Origin of the sequence: Streptomyces sp. NPDC007872, assembly GCF_042868165.1 — a bacterium.
Lineage (GTDB): Bacteria > Actinomycetota > Actinomycetes > Streptomycetales > Streptomycetaceae > Streptomyces.
Window position 1 is genome coordinate 173629 of the sequence record NZ_JBIAEA010000007.1, and the last position, 25952, is coordinate 199580.

Genomic DNA, 25952 nt, shown 5'->3' on the forward strand with positions numbered 1-25952 from the left:
CGGCACGTCCCGCAGGAGGTATGCCATGCACGCTGTGATCCTGGCCGGTGGAAAGGGCGTCCGGCTGCGGCCGTACACCACCGCGCTGCCCAAGCCGCTCGTCCCCATCGGCGACCAGCACGCGATCCTGGAGATCGTGCTGCGCCAGTTGTCCCAGGCCGGCTTCACCCACTGCACCCTCGCCATCGGACACCTCGGCGAGATCATCCGGGCCTACGTGGGCGACGGTTCGCAGTGGGGCCTGAGCATCGACTACGCCACCGAGGAGAACCCGCTCGGCACCATGGGTCCGCTGCTCAACCTGCGGGACCGGCTGCCGGAGCACTTCCTCGTCATGAACGGCGACGTGCTCACCGACCTCGACTACGCCGACGTGCTGCGCCGGCACGAGACGTCGGACGCGCCGCTGACCATCGCCACGTACGCCCGCAAGGTGCACATCGACTTCGGGGTGCTGACCACCGACGACAGCCGGGTGGTGGCCTTCACCGAGAAGCCCAGCATCGACTACCGGGTGTCCATGGGGGTGTACGGCGTCTCGCGGAGGACCCTCGACGCCTACACCCCGGGGCTCCCCCTCGGCTTCGACGAGCTGGTGCTCGACCTGCTCGCCGCCGAGACGCCCCCGCACGCCTACGACTTCGACGGCTACTGGCTGGACATCGGCCGTCCCGACGACTACGACCGGGCCAACGCGGAGTTCACCAGCCGCAAGTCCCTCCTGCTCAAGGGAGCCTGAACAGCAATGCGCATCCTCGTCCTCGGCGCCGGCGGATACCTGGGCGGCCACGTCACCGAGCGACTGCGCGCCCTCCCGGGCGCGCGGGTCCTCGTCGGCGGCCGTTCCCCGGGGGCCGACGTGGCCGTCGACCTCGCCGCCGACCGCCCGTACCTCCTGGCGGGGGCGCTCGCGAAGGCCGCGCCCGACGCCGTGGTCAACTGCGCGGGCGCGACCGGCGGCGACGCCGTCACGCTCGCGGAGGTGAACGCGCGCGGACCGGCCGCCCTGTGCGCGGCCCTGCGCGAGGCCGCCCCCGAAGCCCGCCTCGTCCACCTGGGGTCGGCCGCCGAGTACGGGCCTGGCACGCCCGGTCTGCGGGTGACCGAGTCGGAGCCGTGCGCCCCGGCGGGGCCGTACGGGGCGACCAAGCTGGCGGGGACGGTGGCGGTGACGTCGTCGGGGCTCGACGCGGTGGTGCTGCGGGTGGGCAATCCGGTGGGCGCCGGGGCGCCCGCCACGGGCCTGCCGGGCCGGGTGGCCGCGCTGCTCGCCGAGGTGGCGGATCCCGGGGATCCGGAGGGGGAGCTGCGGCTCGGCGACCTCTCCGCGTACCGCGACTTCGTGGACGTACGGGACGTGGCGCGCGCGGTGGAACGGGCGGCGACCGCGCCGGGGCCGCTGCCGCCGGTCCTGAACGTCGGCGGCGGCGAGGCGCTTCCCGTACGGGAGTTGGTGCGGCGGCTCGCGGACGCGGCCGGGTTCCGCGGCCGGATCGTGGAGTCGGGCGCGGACGGGGGCGGTTCGGAGCGGTCCGCGCGCGTGTCCTGGCAGTGCTCGGACATCGCCGCGGCAGCCGCCGCCCTGGGCTGGGCCCCGGCCCACTCCCTCGACGCGTCGCTCTCGGCGCTGTGGGAGGCCCGGCCCCGGTCCTTCGTGACCGACGGGGCGGCGGCGTCGTGAGCCTGCTGATCCCGCTGTACGTCCACCCGGCCGAGGACCCGGACGCCTGGAACCGGCTGATCAACGGCGCCGCGCACACCTACGCCGTCGTGCTCAACCCGGCGAGCGGCCCCGGCGACGCGCCGGACCCGGCGTTCGCCGCCGCGGCCCGCGCGCTGCGCTCCGCGGGGGCCCGGCTGCTCGGCTACGTGGACACGGACTACGGCATGCGCGACGCGGAGGTCATCACCGAGGAGGCGCTCCGGCACCGCGAGTGGTACGGGGTGGACGGCTGCTTCCTGGACCAGACGACGGCGGGGCGCGACGGCCTGCCGGCCGCCCGGCGCGTGGTGCGTTCGCTGCGCAGGGAGGGCGTCTCCCCCGTGGTCATCAACCCGGGGGTGCACCCCGCCCCCGGTTACGTACGGCTCGCGGACCTGACGGTCACCTTCGAGGGCCACTGGTCGACGTACGTCTCGACGTTCAGCCGCCCGTCGTGGACGGCGCGGTCACCGTCCGAACGGCTCTGCCACCTGGTGTACGGGGTGCCCGCCCCGCTCGTCCCGCTGGCCGTGCGCACCGCGCGCGAACGGGGCGCGGGGGTCTGCGGCCCGGTCACGGGCGAGCCGCCGAACCCGTGGGCGGGGCTGACGCCGGCCCTGGCGGAGGCGGACCGGTGAGGCGGCGACCGGGCGCGGTCCTCACGGCCGCGCTCCTGGCCCTGACCGTCCTGGCGGGCTGCTCGGGGGAACCGGAGGGACCGGCCGGGGGCGCGGGCACGGGCGGACCGGGCACGAACCCTTCCTCGACCGCCCGGCCGACGGGCCCCGCACCCCCCTCGACGCCCGCCCCCACGACCGGCGGCCCGACGACGTCCCGCCCGCCCGGCCCCACGCCCGCCCCCACGTCCGGCCGGCCGACGACCACCCGGCCCGCGCCGGACCGCACGCCCACCCGTCCTCCCGCGTCCGGCGCGCGCTGGCGGCCGCGCCCCGGCCTCTCCTGGCAGTGGCAGCTCGACGGCAGGGTGGACCCGTCGGTCGACGTGCCGGTGTACGACATCGACGGCTTCGAGAACAGCGCCGCCGACGTGGCCCGGCTGCACCGGGACGGGCGGAAGGTGATCTGTTACGTCAACGTGGGCGCCTGGGAGGACTACCGCCCCGACCGGGACGCCTTCCCCGAGTCCGTCCTGGGCGGCCCCAACGGCTGGCACGGCGAACGCTGGCTGGACATCCGCCGCGTGGACGTCCTGCGCCCCCTGATGGAACGGCGGTTCGACATGTGCCGCGACAAGGGCTTCGACGCGGTGGAACCGGACCTGGTGGAGGGCTACGGCAACGACACCGGCTTCCCGCTGACGGCGGACGACCAGCTCCGCTACAACCGCGTGATCGCGGACATCGCCCACGAACGCGGCCTGGCGGTGGGCCTCAAGAACGACCTCCCCCAGATCCCCCGCCTGGTGGACCACTTCGACTTCGCGGTCAACGAGGAGTGCGCCCAGTTCGACGAGTGCGGCCTGCTCGAACCCTTCATCGCGGCGGGCAAGGCGGTCTTCCACGTGGAGTACGAGGAGCCCCCGTCCCGCTTCTGCCCCCGGTCCCGCTCCCTGCGCCTGTCGTCGATGCTGAAGAACCCGGAGCTGGACGTGTGGCGGAAGCCCTGCTGATCCGGAACCGCCTTCTGTCCTCCCGACCTCGGTGAAGCCGCCCGCATGCCTCACGACGGGCGGGGCAGACGCCCCTCGCATACCGTCGACGCAGGCGAAGGCGAGGAGGAGGACCTGTGGAATCCGTGGACCGATCCGTGGACCGGAGCACAGCGGCGGGCCGGGTCACAGGTGTCCCTCCCGAGGCCGCTTCCACCCTCACCCTGCGGGTCAACGGCAAGGACCGGACCCTCACCGTGGACAACCGCACCACCCTTCTGGACGCCCTGCGCGACCACCTGGACCTCACCGGTTCGAAGAAGGGCTGCGACCACGGGCAGTGCGGGGCGTGCACCGTGCTCCTCGACGGGCGGCGGGTGAACGGCTGTCTGCTGCTCGCCGTCGCCTGCGCGGGCGCGTCCGTCACCACGGTCGAGGGGCTCGCCGACGGCGACCGGCTCCATCCGGTCCAGGAGGCCTTCGTCGCCCGGGACGCGTTGCAGTGCGGCTACTGCACCCCCGGGCAGATCTGCTCGGCCGTCGCCCTCCTCGACGAGGCCGCCGACGGGCAGCCGTCGTACGTGACGCCGCCCGAGCGGTCGCCGGACGGCCCGGTGCCCCTCACGCCGGAGGAGATCCGCGAGCGCATGAGCGGGAACATCTGCCGCTGCGGCGCCTATCCGAACATCGTCGACGCGATCGAGGAGGCCGCGCGGTGAAGCCCTTCGCGTACGTCCGGCCGGAGCGCACCGAGGAGGCCATCGACCGGTTCGCGGCCCAGCCCGGCGCCCGGTTCCTCGCGGGCGGGACCAACCTCGTGGACCTGATGAAACTGGGGGTCGCGGGGCCGCCGCTGCTCATCGACATCAACGGTCTGCCGCTCGACGCCGTCGAGGAGACCGCCGCGGGAGGCCTGCACGTCGGCGCGACCGCGCGCAACAGCGACGTGGCCGCCCATCCGCTCGTGCGCGAGCGCTACCCCGCCCTCTCGCAGGCCCTCCTGGCCGGCGCCTCCCCGCAGTTGCGGAACGCGGCCACCACCGGGGGCAACCTGCTCCAGCGCACCCGCTGCCCGTACTTCCAGGACGCGTCGAAGCCGTGCAACAAGCGCGTGCCCGGCTCGGGCTGCCCGGCCAGGGAAGGGGTCCACCGCGACCTCGCCGTGCTCGGCCACTCCGCCCACTGCGTCGCCACGCACCCGTCGGACATGGCGGTCGCCCTCGCCGCCCTGGACGCGGAGGTCCGGCTGCGCGGGCCGGCCGGCGAGCGGACGGTGCCGGTCGCGGAGTTCCACCGGCTGCCCGGCGACCGTCCGGACCGGGACACCGTCATCGAGGACGGCGAGCTGATCACCGGCGTGACGCTGCCCGCGCCCCCGGCCGGCGCGCGCGGCACCTACCGCAAGGCCCGCGACCGCGCCTCGTACGCCTTCGCGCTCGCCTCCGTCGCCGCCGTCCTGACCGTCGAGGACGGGCGGATCGGGCACGCGGCCCTCGCCTTCGGCGGTCTGGCCCACAAGCCCTGGCGGGCCCGCGCGGCGGAGGAGGTGCTGCGCGGCGCCCCGGCGACCGCCGAGACGTATCAGCGGGCCGCCGACGCCGAGCTCGCCGCCGCCGAGCCGCTGCGCGACAACGGCTTCAAGGTCCCCCTCGCCCGCAACCTCGCCGTGAGCGTGCTGCACGACCTCGCGTCCCGCGCCGACACGGCCTGACCACCCGCCCGTCCCCCCAGCCCGTCCATCCGACGCCCACCACAGGAGGCACCGCGCCATGACCAGCCAGCTCGTGCGGCCGACGACGGGGGCCGTCCGCCGCGACGCCCGGCAGAAGGTGACGGGCGAGGCCCGCTACGCCGTCGACCGGACGCCGTCCGGCTGCCTCCACGCCTGCCCCGTGCCCGCCACCGTCGCCCGCGGCCGGGTCACCGCCGTGCACGCCGACGCGGTCCTGGAGCGCCCCGGCGTGCGCGCCGTGCTCACCCACGAGAACGCGCCCCGGCTCGGCGCGTCGGACGACCCGACGCTCCTGCTGCTCCAGGACGACCGGGTGCCGCACCGCGGCTGGTACGTGGCCGTCGTCGTCGCCGACACACCGGAGATCGCGCGCGAGGCCGCCGAGGCCCTCGACGTCGAGTACGCCACCGAGGACCACGACGTCCTGCTGCGCGCCGACCACCCGGACCTCTACACGCCGGAGGAGGCCAACGGCGGCCATCCGGCCGTGCGCGAGCGCGGCGACTTCGCCGCGGCGTTCACCGCCTCCCCGGTGCGGATCGACGCGACGTACTCCATGAGCGCCCTGCACAACCATCCGATGGAGCCCCACGCGTCCACGGCCCGCTGGGAGGACGGCGGCCTCACCGTGTACGACTCCAGCCAGGGGGCGTCGACGGTACGGGACGTGCTCGCGGGCCTGTTCGAGCTGCCCCCGGAGCGGGTCACGGTCGTCTCGGCCTTCGTCGGCGGCGGCTTCGGCTCGAAGGGCACGCCCCGGCCCCCGTGCGTCCTGGCGGCGATGGCCTCCCGGCACACCGGCCGTCCGGTGCGGCTCGTCCTGCCCCGCCGGGAGCTCCCGGCGGTCGTGGGGCACCGCGCGCCCACCGTCCAGCGCCTGCGCATCGGCGCGTCCGAGGACGGGGTGATCAGCGCCCTCTCCCACGAGGTCGTCACCCAGACGTCGACGGTGAAGGAGTTCGTGGAGCAGGCCGCCGTCCCCGCCCGCGCCATGTACACCTCTCCGCACAGCTTCACCGGTCACCGGGTGGTGGCCCTGGACGTGCCGTCCCCGTCGTGGATGCGGGCGCCGGGCGAGGCGTCCGGCATGTACGCCCTGGAGTCGGCCATGGACGAGCTGGCCGGGGCGGTGGGCGTCGACCCGGTGGAGCTCCGGCTGCGCAACGAGCCGGACGCGGAGCCCGACAGCGGCAAGCCGTTCAGCAGCCGGGGCCTTGCCGACTGCCTGCGGGAGGGCGCGCGGCGCTTCGGCTGGGAGGGCCGCGACCCCCGGCCGGGCGTCCGCCGCGACGGGGACCTGCTGTGGGGCACGGGGGTCGCCTCGGCCACCTATCCCGTCCTCCTGAGCCCGTGCAAGGCGTCGGCGCACGCGGGGCCGGACGGGCGGTACACCGTACGGGTCGACGCCACCGACATCGGCACGGGCGCGCGCACCGTCCTGGCCCAGATCGCCGCCGAGGCCCTCGGCGTCCCGCTGGACGCGGTGCGGGTCGAGCTCGGCAGCAGCGTCCTGCCCGACGCCCCCGTGGCGGGCGGTTCCTCCGGCACGGGCTCCTGGGGCTGGGCCGTGCACAAGGCCTGCACCGCCCTGCGCGAGACGCTGGCCGACCGCTCGGGAGCGCTGCCGTCCGAGGGGGTCACCGCCGAGGCGGACACCGAGGAGGAGACGGGCGGGGACTCCCCGTACGCCCGGCACGCCTTCGGCGCCCACTTCGCGGAGGTCCGCGTCGACACCGTCACCGGCGAGGTCCGGGTGAGCCGGCTGCTCGGCGTCTACGCGGCGGGGCGGATCCTCAATTCCCGTACGGCCCGCTCGCAGTTCATCGGCGGGATGACGATGGGCCTCGGCATGGCGCTCACCGAGCACAGCACCATGGACGCCGCCTTCGGCGACTACACCGAGCGCGACCTGGCCTCCTACCACGTGCCGGCCTGCGCGGACGTGCCGGCGATCCAGGCGCACTGGGTGGACGAGCACGACCCCCACCTCAATCCGATGGGCAGCAAGGGCATCGGGGAGATCGGCATCGTCGGCACGGCCGCGGCGATCGCCAACGCCGTCCACCACGCGACCGGCGTGCGCCTGCGCGACCTGCCCCTGACCCCGGACCGGCTCCTGCCGCACCTGTCGGAGGCCGACCGCACGCGGTAGGAGGGGGCCGGTCTCAGTCCCGGGGCGCGGCGGTCCGCCGCGCCCCGGGACCGTACCGGCGGAGGGCGGCGCCCTGGAGGGCATGGTCGCGCGTTCGCGGACGGGGTGAGACGCATCCGGACGGGGCGACGCCCGCGGGCGGGGTGCGCGACGCCCCCGAACGCACGAAAGGCCGTCCTCTCGATGTGAGAGAACGGCCTCCGACCTGCGTTTCCGCGTGGTCGGGACGACAGGATTTGAACCTGCGACCCCTTGACCCCCAGTCAAGTGCGCTACCAAGCTGCGCCACGTCCCGTTGCCCGTCTGACCTGGGGTTTTCCCCTGGCCGAACGCGCATGAGAACAATACCGCACTTTCCCGGGTGGTCACGAACCCCTTTCCCGGTGCCCCCGGGCGTACGCGGGCGCGCACCGACGGAGAGGGGGCGGAGAGGCGGCATCGGGGGGCGACATGCCGCTCTTCTGCGGAAGAAGCCGCTCATACGGCGAAGACGAGGGCCTCGCGACCCTATGTCCGGACCTTTCTTGCCCCTGGCATGTGGCAGAAACATGCCCACGGGCGGGAGGGGCGGATAGGGCCGAGCAGGCCAAGAACACCCGAAACATAGCCGAACCCGATCGTCAACCGCTCCTGTTTCAGACAAACTTCGCTCCGTTATTGATCCGTCACGGAAAGATCAACACCATGAGGAGGTCGGCCTGTTCGGGACGGGACCACTGCCGATGCACCACCTGGTCGGACAACCCGACGATCAGGCGTTTCGCGGGAGGAACTCGTCATGGACAGCTACTTCGGCAGTCGGCTGCATCATGAGCTCAGGGAGACGGTGAGGGACTTCGCGGAGCGCGAGGTCCGGCCGCGCATAGCCGAGATGGAGGCCTCCCGGACGGTCCACCACGAGCTGTCCCGGATGATCGCCGAGCAGGGCTGGCTGGGCGCGACGATCAGTCCCGAGTACGGCGGCATGGGCGCCGGCCACCTGGCCAAGACCATCATCATCGAGGAGCTCTCCCGGGTCAGCGGCGCCATGGGCGCCATGGTCCAGGCCTCCCAACTGGGCACCGCCAAGATCGTGCACTTCGGCAGCGACGAGCAGCGCAAGACCTGGCTCCCGGCGATCGCCGCCGGCGAGTGCCTGCCGACCATCGCGGTCACCGAGCCCGACGCCGGCGGCCACGTCCTCGGCATGAGCGCCAGTGCGGTCCGGGACGGCGACGACTACGTCCTCAACGGCAGCAAGGTCTACGTCGGCAACAGCCACGTGGGCGATCTGCACGGCGTCGTGGTCAGGACCGGTCCCGGCTCGAAGGGGCTCAGTGCGTTTCTGGTCGAATCCGATCGACCGGGTTTCAGGACCGGTCCGCAGCAGACGGCCATGGGACTCCACGGCTTCAGCTTCGGCGAGCTGATCTTCGAGAACTGCCGGGTGCCGGCCGCCAACCGGCTCGGCGACGAGGGCGACGGCCTCTCCGTCGCGTACTCCTCCAGCGTGCTCTACGGGCGGGCCAACCTCACCGCCGTCTCCCTCGGCATCCACCGGGCGATCCTGGAGGAGACCACCCGCTTCGCCTCCGAACGCATCCGCTACGGAAAGCCGCTCCACGACCTCCCCACGGTCAAGCTGAAGCTGGGCCAGATGCAGTCCCGGCTCATGACCGCCCGGCTGGCCGCGTACCACGCCGTGCACCTGCTCGACCAGGGCCTCTCCTGCGACGCCGAGCTGATGAACGCCAAGCTCGTCAACGTCGAGTCGGCGATCGACTCCGGCCGCAACGCCATGGAGGTCCACGCCGCCGCCGGCCTCTTCACGGACCGGGCCATCGAGCGGTACCTCCGGGACGCGCACCACATCTTCGCCCCGGCCGGCACCTCCGACATCCAGCTCCTGCGCCTGGCCGAGGTCGCCCTCGGCCAGGACAAGGGAAGCTGGTCGGAGCGGCTCTCCGAGGTGGTCCGCACCCCCGTGCCGGAGCCGCTGCCCGTCTGATCCGCGACCGGTCCCGACGGCCCGGGGCCCGGTACGGCCACCGCCGTACCGGGCCCCGGGCCGTCGTCGGACGCCGGCGGTCAGAGCACGCCGTCCTCGCGGCGGTGGATCTGCTCCACCAGCTCCGCGGCCATCGCCTTGATGGTCTCCAGACCGGCGCGGCCCCACGGGCGCACGTCGGTGTCGACCACGCAGATGGTGCCGAGCGCGACCCCGGTGCGGTCGATCAGCGGCGCCCCCATGTAGGAGCGGATGCCGATCTCGTCCACGACCGGATTGCCCGCGAAGCGCGGGTAGTCGCAGACGTCCTCCAGGACGAGCGCCTTGCGCCGCACCACCACGTGCGGGCAGTAGCCGTGGTCACGGGCCATGAAGCGGCCGACGCCGCCCCCGCCCGCCGCGGCCGCGGCGCCCAGGTCGCTGCCGGAGTGCGTGCCCTCGGGGGTGTGGAGGCCCGCGAAGAACTGCCGGTTCTCGTCGATGAAGTTGACCATCGAGAACGGGGCGCCGGTCATCTCGGCGAGCCGGTGCGCGAAGTCGTCGAACGCCGGCTCCGGCCGCTCCCCCAGACCGAGCTCGCGCAGCCGCCGCACCCGGGCCGGTGCTTCCTTGTCGTTCGGGGTCAGCAGGAGGTGACCGGTCGGGTCGTAGGTCATGGCGTGGCTCCGTAGCTCGGCACGGTGTCCGGGATGGTGGTGAGCAGGTACTGGACGAGGGTGAGCAGGGTGCGGATGCCCGAGCTGGAGATCCGGGCGTCGCAGAGGACGACCGGCACCTGCGGGTCGAGGTCGAGCGCGGCCCGCACCTCGTCCGGCTCGTAGCGGTGGGCGCCGTCGAACTCGTTGATCGCGACGACGAAGCGGATCCCCCGCCGCTCGAAGAAGTCGACGGCGGCGAAGCACTCCTGGAGCCTGCGGGTGTCGGCGAGGACGACCGCCCCGAGCGCCCCCTCGGAGAGCTCGTCCCACATGAACCAGAAGCGCTCCTGGCCGGGGGTGCCGAAGAGGTACAGCACGTGGTTGTTGTCGAGCGTGATGCGGCCGAAGTCCATGGCGACGGTGGTCGTGGTCTTGGACTCCACGCCCTCCAGACTGTCGGTGGCCGCGCTGACCGAGGTCAGCAGCTCCTCGGTGCTCAGCGGTTCGATCTCGCTGACGGCGCCCACGAGGGTCGTCTTGCCCACGCCGAAGCCGCCCGCCACCAGGATCTTGACCGCGGTGGGGAAGGAGTCGGCGGGGAAGGAGTCGGCCGCGGAGCTCTCGTGGCGCTCAGAGCCGTTGTCGTAGGCCATCGAGCACTGCCTCCAGCAAGGAACGGTCGGTGGGGTTGGCGTGGAAGCGGGGCGCCCGGGCGGTGAGCGCCCCGCAGTCCACGAGGTCGGAGAGCAGGACCTTGGTGACGACGGCCGGCAGCCTCAGGTGCGCCGCGACCTCGGCCACCGAGGTGGGGCCGCCGCAGAGCCCGAGGGCCAGGCTGTGCTCGGGGCCCATGTGCGCCTGGGGGGACGAACCGGTCGCCATCACCATCGACAGCAGGTCGAGGGCGGTGGTGGGCTTGGTCCGGCCGCCGCTGACGGTGTACGGACGGATCAGCCGGCCGGCCGCGTCGTCGAGCCAGGGTCCTTCCTGGGGGGACGTCACGGTTACTGTCCGAAGCCGCCGAGGGCGCCGGCGGCCTGCCGGGCGGGAGTGACCAGATACGGCCGGACGCTCTTGACGAGCATCGCCATCTCGTAGCCGAGGACGGCGGCGTCCGCCTCGCGCCCGGCGAGGACGGCCAGGCAGGTGCCGGAGCCGGCGGTGGAGACGAACAGGAGGGTGGAGTCCAGCTCCACGACCACCTGGCGGACCTCGCCGCCGTCGCCGAAGCGGGCACCCGCGCTCCGGCCGAGCGAGTACAGGCCGGAGGCGAGCGCCGCCATGTGGTCGGCGGCGTCGGGGTCGAGTCCGTGGACGGATTTGACGAGGCCGTCGGAGGAGAGCAGAACGGCGTTGCGGGTGTACGGGACCCGCTGGACCAGTCCGCTCAGCAGCCAGTCGAGGTCCGAGGAATGGCCGGTCGGCGCATTGCTCGCCATGGTGCATCTACTCCTTGTACGGGTCGCCGGGACGCGGCGACTCATGGGGGGCGGGCTGGGATTCCGCGAGGCCGATGCCGCGCTGGAACGCGGCCATCAGACCCGGGTCGTGCAGGGCGTGCTCCTCGGTCCTGCGGGCCGCCGGCTCGTCGCGCAGTTGCGGGACGAGGTGCTCCTGGGCGCGCCGCTTGGGGAGCAGGGGCCGTCCGTTGTCCCCGGTGGGGGGTGCCGGGGGCAGGGGCGAGACCAGGGAGGCCGGCGGGCCCTGGTGTCCGGTGTCGGCCGGACGGTCGGGGACCACGGGTACGGGACCGGTGTCCCCGTACCCGCCGGGCCGCTCGGTCGTACGGGGGTACGCGTACGAGCCGGTGGCGGGGGTCTCCTCGTGGCGGGCGGCGGCCCGTTCCGGGGAGGGCGCGGACGCCGGTGCGTGGGAGGCGGGCACTGCGTGGGAGGCGGGCGCTCCGTTCCCCTGCGCGGGCACGGGAGCCTGCGGGTGGGACGGGGCGGGAGGCGCCTGGTGGAGCGGGGCCTGCGCCGGTACGGGGGCCGGGTGCGGGTCGGGGGAAGGGGCGTGGGACGGGGCCTGTACGGGGGACGGGGCCGTGGCCGCGGGTTGCGCCGGAGGCTGGAGCTGCACCTGGCCGGGCGGGATCGCCGAGGACCCGGCGGTCGCGGCGGCCTGGCGCTCGTGCTGGGCGAGGCCCTCCGGGTCGGCGCCGAGGAGGCCCTGCGGGAGGACGAGCACGGCCTGGACGCCGCCGTAGATGTTGGACTGGAGGCGTACGGCGATGCCGTGGCGCCGGGCGAGCGCCGAGACGACGAAGAGGCCGATGCGGCCGTCCTGGAGCAGGTGCGAGACGTTGACCTGGTCGGGGTCGGCAAGGAGGGCGTTCATCTTGTTCTGCTCGGCGGCGGGCATGCCGAGTCCGCGGTCCTCGACCTCGATCGCGAGGCCCGCCGTGACGTACTGGGCGCGCAGCAGCACGGTGGTGTGCGGCGCGGAGAACAGCGTCGCGTTCTCGACGAGTTCGGCGAGGAGGTGGATGACGTCGGCCACGGCATGGCCCCGGAGCGTACCGTCGATCGGGGGGACGAGCTTCACGCGCGGGTACTGCTCGACCTCGGCGATGGAGGAGCGGAGCACCTCGGTCATGGTGACCGGGTTCGACCACTGGCGGCGGGAGATGGCGCCGCCGAGCACGGCGAGGTTCTCGGCGTGGCGGCGGATGCGGGTGGCCAGGTGGTCGACGTGGAACAGGCCCTTGAGCAGCTCCGGGTCCTCGACCTCGTTCTCCAGCTCGTCGAGGAGCTGGATCTCGCGGTGGACCAGGGACTGGAGGCGCCGGGCGAGGTTGACGAAGACCTCGACCTTCTGTTCGTTCCCGACGCTGCTGGAGAGCCGGGACGCCTGCACGACGGCCGCCACGGCGGCTTCGTGGGAGCGCGTCATCTCCTGCGTGAGGAGGTCGAATTCGTCACCTGTGGTGGAGGCGGCCGGCGGGGCGGGACGGGGCGGGATCCCCTCTCCCCTGCGCAGTTGTTCGACGATCGCGCGCAGTTCGCTCTGACCGCGGGCGCTGGTGCGGCGCAGGGCGTTGCAGCGGTCGAGGACCGCCTTGGCGGCGCGGTCGGCGCCGAGCGCGGCGGCCGCGACGGAGGCGACGGTGAGGGCGGCGGCGCCGGTGAGCGCGGCCCAGAGGCCGGGGGTGGGGGTGGCTCCGGTGGAGCGGATGGTGAAGAGGACGGCCGCCGCGCCGCCGAGGGCCACCGCGACGGCGGGGAGGACCGAGGTGCGCAGGAGTTGGGGCCGTATGCGGGCTTCCGCGGGGAGCGGCGCGGGGGACTGCGCCGTGGGGGTGCTGCCGTTGCCGGTGGCGGAGCGGGCGCCCGGCCGGCCGTGCCGCCCGCCCTCGCGTCGGTCGGAACGCGGAGCGGGTGCGCGAAGTTGAGACATGAGTGTCCTTGGTACGTGCCCAGGAGTCGGCGTACTGCGGGGAGCGTGTCAGGGGGGCGAGCCGGGTGGTCTCCCGGATGGACTACGGGGATCGTCTACGGGTTCGTCTACAGGGGCAGGGGGGAGCCTACCGATGATCATCAACCACACACTGTAGTCGTCAACCGTTCATGTGCGGTGCGCAGTTGGCAAACTTACCCGTAGTGCGACCCGGTCCGGTATCGCCCCTCGCACAACAGGCCGAGAACCGTCGGCCGAAAGTCGTTGCCGCGGTGCGGGGTGATCGTCCGGGGGCGGGAACGGAAGGGGGCGGAGGCGCCTTCGCACCCCCGCCCTCCATGGGAATCGTCCCCGACCGGAATTCCCGGCGGAAAGGCGGACCCGTCCGGTCCGCCCCTCCCCCGCGGGCGCCCGCGCCCTCCCGCGGGGCCGGATCCGCGCCGCGGCGCACGCCTCCCGCCGCCCGGCCGGCGCCCGCTCCGGCGGCCGGATCCGTACGCGCGGCGGCGCCGGCCGCGACCGGTCCCTCACCTTGGGTGAGGGCGGTCCTTCCCCGGCGCGGCCCGCGGGTGCGGGGCGAGGTCGGCCCCCATCAGTTCCGCCACGCGCCGGACGTGCTCGGTCAGGTAGAAGTGGCCGCCCTCGTACGCGTGGAAACGGCACTCCCCGGTGCCGTGCCGCTTCCAGTCCAGGACCGCGTCCGCCGGGGTGCGGGGATCGCGGTCGCCCGTGAGCACCGTCAGCGGGCAGGCCGGTTCGGGGCCGGGCCGCCACCGGTAGGTGCGTACGGCCCGGTAGTCCGCCCGCAACGCGGGCATGATCAGCTCCAGGGCCTCCGGATCGGACAGCAGTTCGCCGCTGGTGCCGTCCAGCGTGCGCAGGTCGGCGAGGATGTCCTCGTCACCGGTGGTCTCCCCCTCGCCCCCGACCCCGCGGGAGGGGGCCGGGCATCCGGACACGTACAGCCGCGCCGGGTTCGGGAGGCGGGCCGCCTCGTACGCCGTCCGGTACGAGGACGCGGTCATCGGGGCCGAGGTCCGCTGCCGGCTGCTGCTCGCCTCCGTGACCGCCGAACTCGGCGACCTGGCCGAGGCGTTCCGCCTCAGCGAGGACGCCTGCGCCCAACTCGGCGCGCGGACCGGCGCACTGGCGGCCGAGGCCTTGTGGACCGCGGCGACGGTCTCGACCCGCCAGGGGAACCACGACCTGTCCACCGCCTTCCTGGAGCGGGCGATGGCCGCGCTGTCCAGCCGCGACGACCTGCTCCTGTGGCTGCGCCTGCGCCACGCCGCTGCCGCGCTCGCCCTCCAGGCCATGCCGCCGGACCTGGAGAAGGCGCGGCAGTACCTGGACGAGGCCCGCCCCGCCGTGGAGCTCGTCGGCACGGCGCAGCACCAGCAGGAGCGCGCCTTCCTCCTCGCCCAGTTCGCCTACGCCCGCGGCGCGTACGAAGAGGCGGAGCGCCTGTGCGAGCAGGCCGCCGCCGACGAGGGCCAGCTCAGCTTCCGGGACCGGATCCGCCGGGAGATGCTCCAGGAGCAGATCCGCGTCAAGCGGTCCGACCCCACGGCCCACGCGCGGCTGCGCGCCCTGGCCGCCAAGGCCCAGACCCACGGCATGCTCGACCTCACCGCCGAGGTGTGGCGGGCGGCGGCGGAGGCACAGCCGCAGTGAGCGCCGGCCCGCGCCCCGGACGCGGCCCGGTCCGCCGGTCCGCGCTCACCGCCTCACCGCCTCACCGCTCGCCGGCGAGGTCGAGGTCGTCGCCGCGCGGCTCGGGCCCGGCCCCGACGGGCCGGGGGCGGCGCCACGGGCGGGCGAGGGGCCGGGAGATCCCGCGCCACCACGGGTCCGAGGGCAGCTTCCCCGCCGGCTCGAACGGCTCGCCGGGGTGGGGGAACGCCACCGCCTGACCGGCCTCCTCCGCCGCGTCCCCCGTCCACTCCCCCGGCTCGGCCCACGGGTGCGGGGCGAGGTTGAAGGTGCCCCAGTGGATCGGCAGCAGCACGCCGTGCGGGCGCCCGCCCTGGAGGTCGAGGTGGGCGCGCAGGCCCTCGGCGGGGGTCATGTGGATGTCGGGCCAGAACTCCGCGTAGGCGCCGAGCTGGATCATGGTGGCGTCGAAGGGGCCGTGCTCCGCGCCGATGTCCCGGAAGCCGGGGAAGTAGCCGGTGTCGCCGCTGTGGAAGATCCGGTGACCGGGCCCCTCGGCGACCCAGGAGGCCCAGAGGGTGTGCTGCTTGTTGCGCAGGCCGCGGCCGCAGAAGTGGCGGGCCGGGGTGGCCGTGAGGCGCAGGTCGCCGATCTCCGTGGACTCGTTCCAGTCCAGCTCCCGCAGCCGGGAGGCCGGTACGCCCCAGCGCTCCAGGTGCGCGCCGACGCCGAGCGGCACCGCGAAGAGGGTGTCGGTGGTGGCGAGCTCCTTGATCGTCGGCAGGTCCAGGTGGTCGTAGTGGTCGTGCGAGATCACCACCACGTCGACCGGGCCGAGCGCGGCGAGCGGGGCGGGCACCGGATGGAGCCGCTTGGGGCCCGCGAACGGGAACGGGGAGCAGCGGTCGCCCCAGACCGGGTCGAAGAGGACCCGGTGGCCGTCGATCTCCGCGAGGACGCTGGAGTGCCCCGTCCAGGTGAGGCGCAGGCCGGAGGCCGGGGGACGGGCCAGGTCGGCCACGGTGGTGGGGTGGACGGGGATCGAGCCGGCGGGGGCCCTGCTCGCGCGCCCCTCCTTCTCGAAGTAGACCCTGGCGAACTCGACGGCGGAGCCGGACGGGCTCCGGCGCGCCTCCTCGGGGTTCTGGAAGATCCCGTTCCGGAAGTTCGGGGAACGGCGGATGCGGGCGAGGCGCTCGCCGGCGGGTTCCGCGCCGAAGGACTCGGGGCGCGGCACGCGCGGCCGGATCCGCGGTGAACGGTCTGGGCCTGTACCGGTCACAGGACCTCCTGATCTCTGGGGGTCATTCCATTATGGGCGGCCCGCGAGCGGAGGAACGGGGCGGGGCGGTGGGGCCGGGCGGCGCCGGACCTCCGGCCCCGGCGGGGAACGGCGGAGGTACGGTCGGCGGCGGCGGTCGCGGAAGGTGCGGGGACGCGTACGCACCGGAGCCGTTATTGATCATGCTCTTGTCATGTGCTGTGTAGGCTGCCGGGCGTGACGAGAGTGCGGTTGAGCGTGGCCGAGCGGCGGGAGGAGCTGCTGCGGGCCGCGGTGGAGCAGATCGAGGCGCGCGGGGTCGCGGCCGTGCGGATCGCCGACGTGGCCTCGGCGCTCGGCGTGAGCAACGCGCTCGTGCTCTACCACTTCGCTTCCAAGGAACAGTTGGTCGCGGCCGCCTTCGCGCACGCCGCCGAGGCGGACCTCGCCCATCTGCGGCGGCTGCTCGGCCGGCGCACCACGGCGGTGCGGCGGCTGCGGGCGGCGGTCCGCTGGTACGCCCCGACCGGGCAGGCCAAGGGCTGGCGGCTGTGGATCGAGGGCTGGGCCGCGTCGCTGCGCGACCCGGAGCTGCGCCGGGTCGCCGCCTCCCTCGACCAGGAGTGGAAGGCGGCGCTGACCCGGGTGATCGCGGAGGGCGCCGCCGCCGGGGAGTTCCCCTGCCCGGACCCGGCCGAGGCGGCCTGGCGGCTCACCGCCTTCCTCGACGGCCTCGCCGTCCAGACCACCGCCTACGCCGGCTCCCTCTCCCGCACCGCGATGCTCCGCTGGGCCGACGCCGCCCTCGCCCGGGAACTGGGCCTCCCGGACGGGGAGCGGGCCGGCGAAGGGAGCGGGCCCGGATCCTGAAGCGGGTCCCGGACCCGGGCGGGGCGGGCGACCCTCAGGAGCCGGAACGGTCCGGCGGGGCCCCGGCCCGTCAGAGCAGTTCGAAGACCGCCGAGACGGTGACCTGCTCCTCGATCTCGCCGGGGGCCAGCGGCACGCCCGGCTCCTCGGCGGCGAGGGCGGGAGCGGCCCCGCCGGGACCGGGGCGCACGGACTCGCCCTCGCTCAGCGAGACGAGACGGCCGAGCCGGTGGCCGCTGAGCCGGGCGTGCTGCTCCGCCTTGTCGTACGCGTCCCGGAAGGCGGCCTCCCGCGCCTTGGCCCGCAGCGCCGACGGGTCGGCCACGTCGAACACGACGCCGTTGATCCGGCCCGCGTCCCGGGTGGACTCGTTGACCGCGCCGACGACCTGCCCGGTCCTGTCGATGTCCCGGACCTTCACGGAGAAGGCCTGACCGGCCTGGTAGCCGGACACCCGGCTCTCCCCCTCGGCGCTCTGGGTGTAGACCGGGGCCAGCGAGAGGCTGTCGGTACGGATGTCCCGCTCGGCGATCCCCTGCTGGTGGAGCACCACGAGCAGGGCCTCGGCCGCGGTCTTCTGCGCCGCCATCGCCTCCTTCGCCGTCGCCCGGCTGGCCTCGACGCCGATGGACAGGATCGCCAGGTCGGGCGCGGCGGACGCGCGTCCGTGCCCGGCGACGGTGACCGTGGCGGGCTCGGCCTCCCGGACGGCGGTGGGGCGGGCCGCCCCGCCGGGCGCGGCGGCCAGGGCGGGGGCGGTGGCGCCGACGAGGAGGCCGCCGAGCACGGCGGTGGCGGCGAGGAGGCGGGTGGTGCGGGCGGCGCGTGGCCGGCGGGTCGTCACAGGCGGTCCCTTCGGGTGTGGGTGCCGGGGCTCCGGCGGGCACATCCCAGCACCCGGTGCCGCCGCGCTCCGTGCGCCACTCCTGACCGGCGTCCCCCTTACCCCTGTCCGTACCAGCCGGGCACCGCCACCGGGGCACCCGGCTCAGGTCCGGACGAGCGGCTCGTACGCCTCCGGGCGGAGGCCGAAGGTCCAGGCGACGCCCTCCCGCGCGGTCCGGGTGGCGGGCGGCACCCGCAGCCGGTACGTGCGGTGGGCGCCGTCCGGTTCGGGCGTGGAGTCGACGACCTCGACCATCGCCACGTCCTCGTCGTCGGCCGGCCCGATCCGCCACGGCACGCCACTCGCCCTGTGCGGTGGTGCGGTTCATGTCCCGGTGTCCCCCGGGTTCCCCGGGTCGGTCGGTCGATGTGCGGGTGCGTCGGTCCGCGACGATCCGGTGGGCGCCGGGCACGTACTCCCGCCGGCGGACCATCCGGTACCAGCCCTTCGGCAGCGGTATCGGGGCGTGCTCCTCGTGCACCACCCGGCCGCCCTCGGGCAGTTCGAGCAGGAAGGGGCCGTGGGGCCCGGCTCCCGCACGAGCCGGCCGGGGCCGGGGATCGCGCGGGCGTGTCCGGTGACCTCGCCGAGGGCGAGGACGAGGCGGCCCCGGGCGTCCCTCGGCTCCCCCGCCGCCGTCCTGGCGCGCTCCGGAACGGCCGTCTCGTCGACGGACGCGATCAGCACGTCTCCCTGCCGGTACATGGCTGTCCCCTCCCCGTCCGGCACGGTCGCCCGAACATGAGAACGACGCCGGAGGCCGGCACTGACCATCGCCCCGGGGCCCGTGGGCATCCGGTCCGGGCGCGTGCGACACCCGATCCGGGCCGCTCGGCACCCGGCGCGAGCCCGTACGGCACCCGGCGCGGCGCACTGTCGGTGCCGCTTGGTAGAACTCAGGGGTTCAGCGACCCACGCCGTCCGTCCTCTGGAGCACCGTCATGACCATCGGCCACCACCTGCGGGAGTTCCACGGCCTTCCCGTCTTCGAGTTCCCGGACGCGGCCGCGCCGGTCGAACTGCCCGACGCGGCCGGGGTCGCCTGGCGGATCTCCGCGCCGACGTACTCCGACCCCGGGGACGAGCACTGGGGCCCGCGCTTCGAGCGGTTCCTGAGGGCGGTCGACGCCCCGCGGGTGCGCGCGCTCGTCGTCGGCGGCTGGGACGAGCCGTACGAGACCTCGTCCGCCGGCGTCGTCACCGCTCTGATGGGCGCCAACGACCGGCTCACCGGCCTGGAGGCGGTCTTCCTCGGCGACATGACCTTCGAGGACTGCGAGATCTCCTGGATCGTCCAGTCCGACGTGACGCCGCTGCTCGCCGCCTACCCGGCGCTGCGCGAGCTGGGGGTGCGCGGCGGCACGGAGCTGGTCTTCCCGCCGGTCCGGCACACCGCCCTGGAGACCCTGGTGGTGGAGACCGGCGGTCTCGGCGCCGAGGTGGTGCGCGGGATCGTCGGCAGCGACCTGCCCGCCCTGGAGAACCTGGAACTCTGGCTCGGCACCGACGAGTACGGTGGCGACAGCACCCCCGAGGACCTGGCCCCGCTGCTCGCCGGCACGTCCTTCCCCGCCCTGCGCCACCTGGGCCTGCGCAACAGCGTGATCGAGGACGCGGTCGCCGCCGCCGTGGCGGGCGCGCCCGTCGTCGCCCGGATCGAGCGGCTCGACCTGTCCATGGGCGTGCTCACCGACGAGGGCGCGGCGGCCCTGCTCGACGGGCAGCCCCTGACCCACCTGTCGCACCTCGACCTGTCGCACCACTACCTCTCGGAGCCGATGCGGGAGCGGGTGCGGGCCGCGCTCGTCCCGCACGGCGTGACCGTGGTCCTCGACGACGCGCAGGTGCCGGAGGAGTACGGCGACGGCGAGGTCCACCGGTACGTCGCGGTCGCCGAATGACCTCCGGCCCGCGCCCCGTGGTCGTCGGCGTTCCGGCGGGCCGCCGCGTCGCGTTCTTCCAGGACGCGCTGCGGTCCGCCGGGCTGCCCGGGGCGCGGGTCGTGTCCTGGCCGGACGTGCTGCGGGGCCGGGCCCGGTTCGCGGCGGGCGAGACCGTGCGCCTGGACTCGCCGGGCGAGGAGCCGGAGGCCGACCGGCTGCTGCGCGGGGTCGACGATCCGGCCCGGGTCGAGGGCACCGGCCGCTGGTACGCGCGGTTCACCGCCGCCGTGGCGGACCTCGCCCGGAGCGTCGGGGCGGCGGGCGCGGTCCTCGTCGACGACCCCGCCGAGCTCCCGGTCCTGTTCGACAAGCGGCTGACCCACGGCCGGCTGCGGGCGGCCGGCGTGCCGGTGCCCCGGTCGCCGACCTCCGGCGCCGCCGCGCCGGCCGTGCGCGGCTGGGCGGACGTGCGGGCGGTGACGGCCGGGGCGGGGATGCGCCGGGTGTTCGTGAAGCTCGCGCACGGCTCCTCCGCCTCGGGGGTCCTCGCGGTGGAGACGAACGGCGCGGGCCGGGTCCAGGCCACCACCTCGGTGGAGCGCGGGCCGGACGGACGGCTCTTCAACTCCCTGCGGGTACGGCGCTACACGAGCGAGCGGGAGGTCGCCGCGATCGTGGACGCCCTGGCCCCCGACGGCCTGCACGTCGAGCGGTGGCTGCCGAAGGCGACCCAGGACGGGCGGGCCGCCGACCTGCGGGTGGTGGTGGTCGACGGGCGGGCCACCCACGCGGTGCTCCGCACCAGCCGCTCCCCCCTGACCAATCTGCACCTGGGCGGGGCCCGGGGCGACCTGGACGCGGCCCGGGCCGCGATCGCCGCCGCCGGCGGACGCTGGGCGGACGCGCTCGGAGTGTGCGAGCGGGCCGCCGCCGCGTTCCCCGGGACCCGGTGCGTGGGCGTCGACCTGCTGCCCGCCTCGGGATGGCGGCGCTTCGCCGTGGGCGAGGTCAACGCCTTCGGCGACCTGCTGCCCCGGCTCACGGGCCTGCCCGGCGGCGGGGCCGAGGGCCTCGACACCTACGCGGCCCAGGTGGCCGCGCTGTTCCCCCGTACGCCTTGCGACGCAAGCCCCACCAGCACCACAAGCACCGCCCGCACCACAGGAACGAGCACCGCGTGAACCAGCCCGACATGAACGCGATCGTCGGCAGCCACGACCTGCTCCTGGTCACCCTCGACACGCTCCGGTACGACGTGGCCGCCGAGCTGGCGGCCGCGGGCCGCATCCCGCACCTGGCCCGGCACCTGCCCGGCGGCGTCTGGGAGCGGCGGCACGCGCCGGGGAGCTTCACCTACGCCTCCCACCAGGCGATCTTCGCCGGCTTCCTGCCGACCCCCGCCGCGCAGGGACCCCATCCCCGGCTGTTCGCGGCCCGGTTCGCGGGGAGCGAGTCGACCGCCGACGGCACCTGGGTGCACGACACCCCCGACTTCGTCTCCGGCCTCGCGGCCGAGGGCTACCGGACGGTCTGCGTCGGCGGGGTGGGCTTCTTCAACAGGCGGCCGCCGCTCGGCTCCGTGCTCCCCGGGCTGTTCCGGGAGAGCCACTGGGAGCCCTCCTTCGGCGTCGCGTCCCCGACCTCGTTCGAGTCCCAGGTCGAGCGCGCCGAGGAGGTCGTGGCCGGACTCCCCCACGAGGAGCGGCTCTTCCTCTTCGTCAACGTGTCGGCGCTGCACCAGCCCAACTGGTTCCACCTGCCGGGGGCGACCCGCGCGGCGGGCGACTCCCGGGAGACGCACGCGGCGGCCCTGGAGTACGTCGACCGGCACATCGGGCGCCTCTTCGCCGCGATGGGCTCCCGGCGCCCCTGTTTCGCGATCGTCTGCTCCGACCACGGCACGGCGTACGGGGAGGACGGCTTCACCGGTCACCGGCTCGGCCACGAGGTCGTGTGGACGGTGCCGTACGCGCAGTTCGTCCTGCCGGGCCCCGCCGGACCCGCCGGACCCGACGAGGAGGCCGCCGCGTGAAGACCACCGACCACGCTCCGGGAGGCCACCGCGTGACAACCGCCGGAACCCCCGCCCCCCGCCCGTACCGCAGCTACGTCTACGCCTACCCGCACAAGACGGCGTACCGGGAGCTGTCCGATCCGCCGGAGCTCGCCGCGCTCTGGGCCGGGGAGCCGAAGGACGCGCTCTCGCTCTACGCGCACGTGCCGTTCTGCGAGGTCCGCTGCGGCTTCTGCAACCTCTTCACCCGGATCGGCGCCCCCGGCGAGCTGACCACCCGTTACCTGGACGCCCTCGACCGGCAGGCGACCGCCGTGCGCGAGGCGCTCGGGGACGGGGAGCCGGTGCGGTTCGCGACGGCCGCGTTCGGCGGCGGCACGCCCACCTTCCTGACCGCCGCCGAGCTGGAGCGGCTCTGCGACATCGCCGAGCAGCGCATGGGGGCGGACCTGCGGGCGGTGCCGCTGTCGGTGGAGACCTCGCCCGCGACGGCGACCGCCGACCGGCTCGGGCTGCTCGTCGAGCGGGGCGCGACCCGGCTCAGCATCGGGGTGCAGAGCTTCGTGGAGGCCGAGGCGCGGGCGGCGGTCCGGCCGCAGCGCCGCGCGGACGTGGAGGCGGCGCTCGGCCGGATCCGGGACACCGGCGTCCCCGTGCTCAACATCGACCTGATCTACGGGATCGGCGGGCAGACCGAGGAGTCCTGGCGCCGCTCGCTCGACGCGGCCCTGGCCTGGCGCCCGGAGGAGCTGTACCTCTACCCGCTGTACGTCCGGCCGCTGACCGGTCTGGGCCGGACGCCGCCGGAGGACGACCGGGAGTGGGACGAGCGGCGGCTGCGGCTCTACCGGCACGGCCGGGACCACCTCCTGGCCCACGGCTACGAGCAGGTGTCGATGCGGATGTTCCGGCGGCGGGACGCGGTGCCGCTCGGCCCGGACGACCACGCCTGCCAGACGGACGGGATGATCGGCCTGGGCTGCGGGGCCCGTTCGTACACCTCGGCCCTGCACTACTCCTTCGACTACGCCGTCGACATGCGGGAGATCCGCTCGATCATCGACGCCTACGCGGAGACCGGCGACTTCTCGCGCGCCCGGGTGGGCCGGTGGGTCGACGCCGGGGAGGCCCGGCGCCGCCATCTGCTCCAGTCGCTGCTCCAGGCGGAGGGGATGCCGGTGGCCGGGTACGAGGAGCGGTTCGGGTCCTCGCCCTTCGCGGACTTCCCCGGGGAGCTGGGCCGGTTCGAGGCGCTCGGCTGGCTGGACGGGGAGGCCCCGGCGGGGCTGCTGCGGCTCTCCCCCGAGGGGCTCGCGCACTCGGACGGGCTCGGTCCCGAGCTGTTCTCCCCCGGGGTGCGGGCCGCGATGGCCGCGTACGAGCCGAAGTAGGGGGCGGCCGTGGACCTGACGCTGCTCTACCGGGGGCCGCTCTCCTCCTGCGACTACGACTGCCCGTACTGCCCCTTCGCCAAGCGCCGGGACAGCCGGGAGCGGTTGCGCGCGGACCGGGCGGCGCTCGAACGGTTCACCGGGTGGGCCGCCGCGCAGACCGGCGACCGGCTGCGGATCCTGTTCACGCCGTGGGGCGAGGGCCTGGTGCGCTCCTGGTACCGGAGGGCGCTCGTCGAACTGTCGCGGCTGCCGCACGTCGAGCGGGTGGCGATCCAGACCAATCTGAGCTGCCGGACCGACTGGCTGGCGGAGGCGGACCGGGAGGGCGTGGCACTGTGGTGCACGTACCACCCCGGGCAGACGCCGTACGAGCGCTTCCTCGGCAAGTGCCGCGATCTCGCGGACCGGGGCGTCCGGTTCAGCGTGGGCGTGGTGGGGCTCCCGGAGCACCGGGAGGACGCGCGGCGACTGCGGGAGGCGCTGCCGCCGCACGTGTACCTGTGGGTGAACGCGGCCGAGGGGCATGCGTACACCGACGCGGAGGCCGACGGGTGGACGGAGCTGGACCCCCTCTTCCCGTACAGCCGGCATCCGCACCGCTCGGCGGGGCTGCCCTGCCGGACCGGGGAGTCGGTGGTGTCGGTGGACGGCGGGGGGACGGTGCGGCGCTGCCACTTCGTCAAGGCCGAACTGGGGAACCTGTACGACGGTTCGTACCGTTCCGCCCTGCGCCCCCGCGCCTGCCCCCTCGCCGTCTGCGACTGCCACATCGGCTACGTCCACCTGGAGACGCTGCCGCTGTACGACGTGTTCGCGGGCGGGGTCCTGGAGCGGATCCCCGCCGCCGTACCGCCCGCTAGGCCCGCTGGAGGGGCATGAGGTCGGGGCGCTTGGCCTCGACGTGGTCCCCGGAGCTCTCGCCGCGCAGCCGGCGCCCGATCCAGGGCACGAGGTACTCCCGCGCCCACTGGATGTTGTCGCGGCGCACCTCGAGCGAGCCGCGCGGCGGGACCGGCGGCCACGCCTGGTCGGGATCGGCGGGCACCGGCAGGCCGAGGACCTGGGCGGCGCGCAGGGCGACCCGGGTGTGTCCCTCGGGCGAGAGGTGCAGCCGGTCGCCGTCCCAGGCCCGCCGGTCCTGGACGGACCTGAGCGACCACAGGTCGAGGACCGGGCAGTCGTAGCGGTCCGCGATGGCGCGGACGTGCGCGGTGTAGGTGGCGATCTTGCCGCGCAGGTGCCGGAGCACGGGCACGTCACGGGTGTCGAAGCCGGTGGTCACCATGACGGTCCCGACGGCGGAGGTCAGGTCGGCGACGGCGCGCTCGAAGCGCTCGGCCACGTCGTCCGGGTCGGTGCCGGGGCGGATGATGTCGTTGCCGCCCGCGCAGAAGGTCACCAGGTCGGGGGCGAGTTCCCTCGCCCGGGGGACCTGTTCCGCCACGATCTGGTCGAGGAGGCGCCCGCGTACGGCCAGGTTGGCGTAGCGGAAGGCCTCGTGCTCCGGCAGTTGGTCGGCGAGCAGGACCGCGAAGCGGTCCGCCCAGCCGACGTACGTCCCGTCGGGGCCGGGGTCTCCGACGCCCTCGGTGAAGCTGTCACCGATCGCCGCGTACGACCCGAATGCGTTCTTGTCTCTTGATCTCGAATCGTCTGCCACGGGGGCACATCCTTCCCTTTCGCGTGTGACCTACGCGACCGTAAGGAGGGGTTGACGGTGGGTGATATATGCCACCGATAAAGATTCGCCCAAGTCGGAATAGGCCGAAGGCCCGGAGCGCATGCGCCGGGCCTTCGGAAAAGGGTGTGTCCTTCGGGGCGTCAGAGGGAGACGCCGTGCTGGCGCAGGTAGGCCAGCGGGTCGATGTCCGAGCCGTAGCTCGGGGTGGTGCGGATCTCGAAGTGCAGGTGCGGGCCGGTGGAGTTGCCGGTGGAACCGGAGAGGCCGATCTGCTGCCCGCCGCTGACGCTCTGCCCGGCCGAGACCGAGAGGGAGGAGAGGTGGGCGTACTGCGAGTAGTTGCCGTCCTCGTGCTTGATGACGACCTCGTTGCCGTACGAGCCGCTCCAGCCGGCGGAGACGACCGTGCCGGCACCGACGGCGCGGACGGTGGTGCCGGAGGAGGCGATGAAGTCGACGCCGGTGTGGTAGCCGGAGGACCACATGGAGCCGGAGGCGTGGTACGGGGTGGAGAAGCCGGCGAGGGCGACCGGGGAGACCCAGCCGGTGGAGGAGGCGGTGGAGGCCGAGGAGCCGGTGGAGCTCTCCTCGGCCTCCGGGGCGGCGGGGCGGCCGCTGTCGCGGGAGGCGCGCGGGGCCTCGTCGCCGTTCTTGCCGGAGGCCTGGGCGCCGGTGGTGCTCTGGGGACCGGTGGGGGCGGAGCCCTTGGCGCCGATGGTGAGCTTCATGCCGGGCAGGATGAGGGAGGGGTCGGCGCCGATGGTCCGGCGGTTGTCCTCGTAGACCTTCTGCCAGCCGCCCTGGAGGTGGTGGTCGGCGGCGATCTTCGACAGGTAGTCGCCGGCGACGACGGAGTACGTCCGGGGGCCGGTCTCCGCGGCGGCCTTCGCGGGGGCGGCCTTCGCCGCGACGGCGTGCGCGGTGACGACGGACTGGACGGAGGCGGCGGCCGGGGCGGCCTGCTCGGCGGCGTGGGCCCCCGTGGCGCCGAGGAGCGGGAGGGCGACGACGGCGCCTCCCGTACCGGCGGCGGCGAATCCGCGGGTGAGGGGGTTGCTCTTGGGACGGCGGTGCTTACCCTTCGCGGGCATGGC

At 74.6% G+C, this 25952-nt stretch carries 25 protein-coding genes, 1 tRNA gene and 2 pseudogenes; 15 read left to right on the plus strand and 13 right to left on the minus strand.

Annotated elements, in window-relative coordinates:
• Positions 1-25 precede the first annotated feature (25 nt).
• The 7 genes from ACFYNX_RS24645 (at position 26) to ACFYNX_RS24675 (ending at position 7195) form a co-directional block, all read left to right on the plus strand.
• Positions 26-739 (plus strand): NDP-sugar synthase, encoded by a 714-nt coding sequence (locus ACFYNX_RS24645; RefSeq protein ID WP_388664176.1) that lies wholly within the window; start codon positions 26-28, stop codon positions 737-739.
• A gap of 6 nt (positions 740-745) precedes the next feature.
• Positions 746-1681, plus strand: a complete 936-nt coding sequence (locus ACFYNX_RS24650) for an NAD-dependent epimerase/dehydratase family protein (RefSeq protein ID WP_365540270.1) — start codon at positions 746-748, stop codon at positions 1679-1681.
• Positions 1678-2340 (plus strand): spherulation-specific family 4 protein, encoded by a 663-nt coding sequence (locus ACFYNX_RS24655; RefSeq protein WP_365540271.1) that lies wholly within the window; start codon positions 1678-1680, stop codon positions 2338-2340. The genes ACFYNX_RS24650 and ACFYNX_RS24655 overlap by 4 nt, the downstream gene beginning before the upstream one ends.
• On the plus strand, positions 2337-3332 hold the full coding sequence (locus tag ACFYNX_RS24660) for an endo alpha-1,4 polygalactosaminidase (RefSeq protein ID WP_388664182.1): 996 nt from the start codon (positions 2337-2339) through the stop codon (positions 3330-3332). Before ACFYNX_RS24655 ends, ACFYNX_RS24660 begins: the two co-directional genes overlap by 4 nt.
• A 137-nt stretch (positions 3333-3469) precedes the next feature.
• Positions 3470-4030: a 2Fe-2S iron-sulfur cluster-binding protein gene (locus ACFYNX_RS24665; protein WP_365540273.1), complete on the plus strand. Its 561-nt coding sequence runs from the start codon at positions 3470-3472 to the stop codon at positions 4028-4030.
• Complete coding sequence (locus ACFYNX_RS24670; RefSeq protein ID WP_365540274.1) at positions 4027-5022, plus strand: xanthine dehydrogenase family protein subunit M; 996 nt, start codon at positions 4027-4029, stop codon at positions 5020-5022. The genes ACFYNX_RS24665 and ACFYNX_RS24670 overlap by 4 nt, the downstream gene beginning before the upstream one ends.
• Before the next feature lie 58 nt (positions 5023-5080).
• Complete coding sequence (locus ACFYNX_RS24675; protein WP_365540275.1) at positions 5081-7195, plus strand: xanthine dehydrogenase family protein molybdopterin-binding subunit; 2115 nt, start codon at positions 5081-5083, stop codon at positions 7193-7195.
• Positions 7196-7413: 218 nt separating this feature from the next.
• Here the strand turns inward: ACFYNX_RS24675 and ACFYNX_RS24680 are convergent.
• Positions 7414-7490: transfer RNA gene (locus ACFYNX_RS24680), tRNA-Pro, on the minus strand.
• A gap of 483 nt (positions 7491-7973) precedes the next feature.
• Here ACFYNX_RS24680 and ACFYNX_RS24685 point away from each other — a divergent pair.
• The gene (locus tag ACFYNX_RS24685; protein ID WP_388664185.1) at positions 7974-9182 is read left to right on the plus strand and encodes an acyl-CoA dehydrogenase family protein; all 1209 of its coding nucleotides are present in this window, start codon (positions 7974-7976) and stop codon (positions 9180-9182) included.
• An 80-nt stretch (positions 9183-9262) separates the two neighbouring features.
• On the opposite strand, the gene ACFYNX_RS24690 is transcribed toward ACFYNX_RS24685, so the two are convergent.
• The 6 genes from ACFYNX_RS24690 to ACFYNX_RS24715 all read right to left on the minus strand — a co-directional run bounded on the left by ACFYNX_RS24690 (position 9263) and on the right by ACFYNX_RS24715 (position 14241).
• On the minus strand, positions 9263-9838 hold the full coding sequence (locus ACFYNX_RS24690; RefSeq protein WP_365540277.1) for a GAF domain-containing protein: 576 nt from the start codon (positions 9836-9838) through the stop codon (positions 9263-9265).
• Positions 9835-10473: an ATP/GTP-binding protein gene (locus tag ACFYNX_RS24695; protein WP_365540278.1), complete on the minus strand. Its 639-nt coding sequence runs from the start codon at positions 10471-10473 to the stop codon at positions 9835-9837. Before ACFYNX_RS24695 ends, ACFYNX_RS24690 begins: the two co-directional genes overlap by 4 nt.
• Complete coding sequence (locus ACFYNX_RS24700) at positions 10451-10822, minus strand: DUF742 domain-containing protein (protein ID WP_125660154.1); 372 nt, start codon at positions 10820-10822, stop codon at positions 10451-10453. The genes ACFYNX_RS24695 and ACFYNX_RS24700 overlap by 23 nt, the downstream gene beginning before the upstream one ends.
• A gap of 2 nt (positions 10823-10824) precedes the next feature.
• On the minus strand, positions 10825-11259 hold the full coding sequence (locus ACFYNX_RS24705; RefSeq protein WP_030215496.1) for a roadblock/LC7 domain-containing protein: 435 nt from the start codon (positions 11257-11259) through the stop codon (positions 10825-10827).
• Positions 11260-11266: 7 nt separating this feature from the next.
• The gene (locus ACFYNX_RS24710; protein WP_388664188.1) at positions 11267-13216 is read right to left on the minus strand and encodes an ATP-binding protein; all 1950 of its coding nucleotides are present in this window, start codon (positions 13214-13216) and stop codon (positions 11267-11269) included.
• 527 nt (positions 13217-13743) lie between these two features.
• Entirely contained in the window at positions 13744-14241 is a 498-nt protein-coding gene (locus ACFYNX_RS24715) for a thioesterase II family protein (RefSeq protein WP_388664190.1), read from the minus strand.
• Positions 14242-14278: 37 nt separating this feature from the next.
• Here ACFYNX_RS24715 and ACFYNX_RS24720 point away from each other — a divergent pair, with 37 nt between their 5' ends.
• Positions 14279-14890, plus strand: coding sequence for a hypothetical protein (locus tag ACFYNX_RS24720; protein ID WP_388664192.1), 612 nt, complete (start codon positions 14279-14281; stop codon positions 14888-14890).
• A 61-nt stretch (positions 14891-14951) separates the two neighbouring features.
• On the opposite strand, the gene ACFYNX_RS24725 is transcribed toward ACFYNX_RS24720, so the two are convergent.
• The gene (locus ACFYNX_RS24725) at positions 14952-16151 is read right to left on the minus strand and encodes an MBL fold metallo-hydrolase (RefSeq protein ID WP_388664194.1); all 1200 of its coding nucleotides are present in this window, start codon (positions 16149-16151) and stop codon (positions 14952-14954) included.
• Positions 16152-16367: 216 nt separating this feature from the next.
• Here ACFYNX_RS24725 and ACFYNX_RS24730 point away from each other — a divergent pair, with 216 nt between their 5' ends.
• Positions 16368-17000, plus strand: coding sequence for a TetR/AcrR family transcriptional regulator (locus ACFYNX_RS24730; RefSeq protein ID WP_388664196.1), 633 nt, complete (start codon positions 16368-16370; stop codon positions 16998-17000).
• A 70-nt stretch (positions 17001-17070) separates the two neighbouring features.
• Here ACFYNX_RS24730 and ACFYNX_RS24735 read toward each other — a convergent pair whose 3' ends face one another.
• The 3 genes and pseudogenes from ACFYNX_RS24735 to ACFYNX_RS24745 all read right to left on the minus strand — a co-directional run.
• Complete coding sequence (locus ACFYNX_RS24735; RefSeq protein WP_388664198.1) at positions 17071-17844, minus strand: SIMPL domain-containing protein; 774 nt, start codon at positions 17842-17844, stop codon at positions 17071-17073.
• Between the two features lie 144 nt (positions 17845-17988).
• A pseudogene (locus ACFYNX_RS24740) lies at positions 17989-18204 on the minus strand (DUF6745 domain-containing protein); the annotation flags it as partial.
• Between the two features lie 64 nt (positions 18205-18268).
• A pseudogene (locus ACFYNX_RS24745) lies at positions 18269-18591 on the minus strand (hypothetical protein); the annotation flags it as partial.
• Between the two features lie 236 nt (positions 18592-18827).
• On the opposite strand from ACFYNX_RS24745, the gene ACFYNX_RS24750 reads away from it, so the two are divergent.
• Genes ACFYNX_RS24750 through ACFYNX_RS24770 form a run of 5 tightly spaced genes read left to right on the plus strand, consistent with a single transcriptional unit; the run spans position 18828 to position 24056 of the window.
• Positions 18828-19787 carry an STM4015 family protein gene (locus ACFYNX_RS24750; RefSeq protein WP_388664200.1) on the plus strand — a complete coding sequence of 320 codons (960 nt, stop codon included), beginning with the start codon at positions 18828-18830 and terminating at the stop codon, positions 19785-19787.
• Positions 19784-20950: an STM4014 family protein gene (locus ACFYNX_RS24755; RefSeq protein WP_388664202.1), complete on the plus strand. Its 1167-nt coding sequence runs from the start codon at positions 19784-19786 to the stop codon at positions 20948-20950. Before ACFYNX_RS24750 ends, ACFYNX_RS24755 begins: the two co-directional genes overlap by 4 nt.
• Before the next feature lie 11 nt (positions 20951-20961).
• Positions 20962-21801 (plus strand): STM4013/SEN3800 family hydrolase, encoded by an 840-nt coding sequence (locus tag ACFYNX_RS24760; RefSeq protein WP_365540437.1) that lies wholly within the window; start codon positions 20962-20964, stop codon positions 21799-21801.
• Positions 21798-23174 (plus strand): STM4012 family radical SAM protein, encoded by a 1377-nt coding sequence (locus ACFYNX_RS24765; RefSeq protein WP_388664204.1) that lies wholly within the window; start codon positions 21798-21800, stop codon positions 23172-23174. Before ACFYNX_RS24760 ends, ACFYNX_RS24765 begins: the two co-directional genes overlap by 4 nt.
• Positions 23175-23183: 9 nt before the next feature.
• Positions 23184-24056: an STM4011 family radical SAM protein gene (locus tag ACFYNX_RS24770; RefSeq protein WP_388664206.1), complete on the plus strand. Its 873-nt coding sequence runs from the start codon at positions 23184-23186 to the stop codon at positions 24054-24056.
• Here ACFYNX_RS24770 and ACFYNX_RS24775 read toward each other — a convergent pair.
• Both ACFYNX_RS24775 and ACFYNX_RS24780 read right to left on the minus strand, forming a co-directional pair.
• Entirely contained in the window at positions 24034-24837 is an 804-nt protein-coding gene (locus ACFYNX_RS24775; RefSeq protein ID WP_365540297.1) for an SGNH/GDSL hydrolase family protein, read from the minus strand. The two genes, ACFYNX_RS24770 and ACFYNX_RS24775, sit on opposite strands and share 23 nt — an antisense overlap.
• A 161-nt stretch (positions 24838-24998) precedes the next feature.
• Positions 24999-25949 (minus strand): peptidoglycan DD-metalloendopeptidase family protein, encoded by a 951-nt coding sequence (locus ACFYNX_RS24780; protein ID WP_388664208.1) that lies wholly within the window; start codon positions 25947-25949, stop codon positions 24999-25001.
• Positions 25950-25952 lie beyond the last annotated feature (3 nt).

Bases quoted from the DNA above. Each gene is read 5' to 3' on its own strand.
- ACFYNX_RS24645 (WP_388664176.1), top strand. From the start codon at position 26: ATGCACGCTGTGATCCTGGCCGGTGGAAAGGGCGTCCGGCTGCGGCCG.
- ACFYNX_RS24650 (WP_365540270.1), top strand. From the start codon at position 746: ATGCGCATCCTCGTCCTCGGCGCCGGCGGATACCTGGGCGGCCACGTC.
- ACFYNX_RS24675 (WP_365540275.1), top strand. From the start codon at position 5,081: ATGACCAGCCAGCTCGTGCGGCCGACGACGGGGGCCGTCCGCCGCGAC.
- ACFYNX_RS24685 (WP_388664185.1), top strand. From the start codon at position 7,974: ATGGACAGCTACTTCGGCAGTCGGCTGCATCATGAGCTCAGGGAGACG.
- ACFYNX_RS24690 (WP_365540277.1), bottom strand. From the start codon at position 9,838: ATGACCTACGACCCGACCGGTCACCTCCTGCTGACCCCGAACGACAAG.
- ACFYNX_RS24695 (WP_365540278.1), bottom strand. From the start codon at position 10,473: ATGGCCTACGACAACGGCTCTGAGCGCCACGAGAGCTCCGCGGCCGAC.
- ACFYNX_RS24705 (WP_030215496.1), bottom strand. From the start codon at position 11,259: ATGGCGAGCAATGCGCCGACCGGCCATTCCTCGGACCTCGACTGGCTG.
- ACFYNX_RS24710 (WP_388664188.1), bottom strand. From the start codon at position 13,216: ATGTCTCAACTTCGCGCACCCGCTCCGCGTTCCGACCGACGCGAGGGC.
- ACFYNX_RS24715 (WP_388664190.1), bottom strand. From the start codon at position 14,241: ATGACCGCGTCCTCGTACCGGACGGCGTACGAGGCGGCCCGCCTCCCG.
- ACFYNX_RS24750 (WP_388664200.1), top strand. From the start codon at position 18,828: ATGACCATCGGCCACCACCTGCGGGAGTTCCACGGCCTTCCCGTCTTC.
- ACFYNX_RS24755 (WP_388664202.1), top strand. From the start codon at position 19,784: ATGACCTCCGGCCCGCGCCCCGTGGTCGTCGGCGTTCCGGCGGGCCGC.
- ACFYNX_RS24760 (WP_365540437.1), top strand. From the start codon at position 20,962: ATGAACGCGATCGTCGGCAGCCACGACCTGCTCCTGGTCACCCTCGAC.
- ACFYNX_RS24780 (WP_388664208.1), bottom strand. From the start codon at position 25,949: ATGCCCGCGAAGGGTAAGCACCGCCGTCCCAAGAGCAACCCCCTCACC.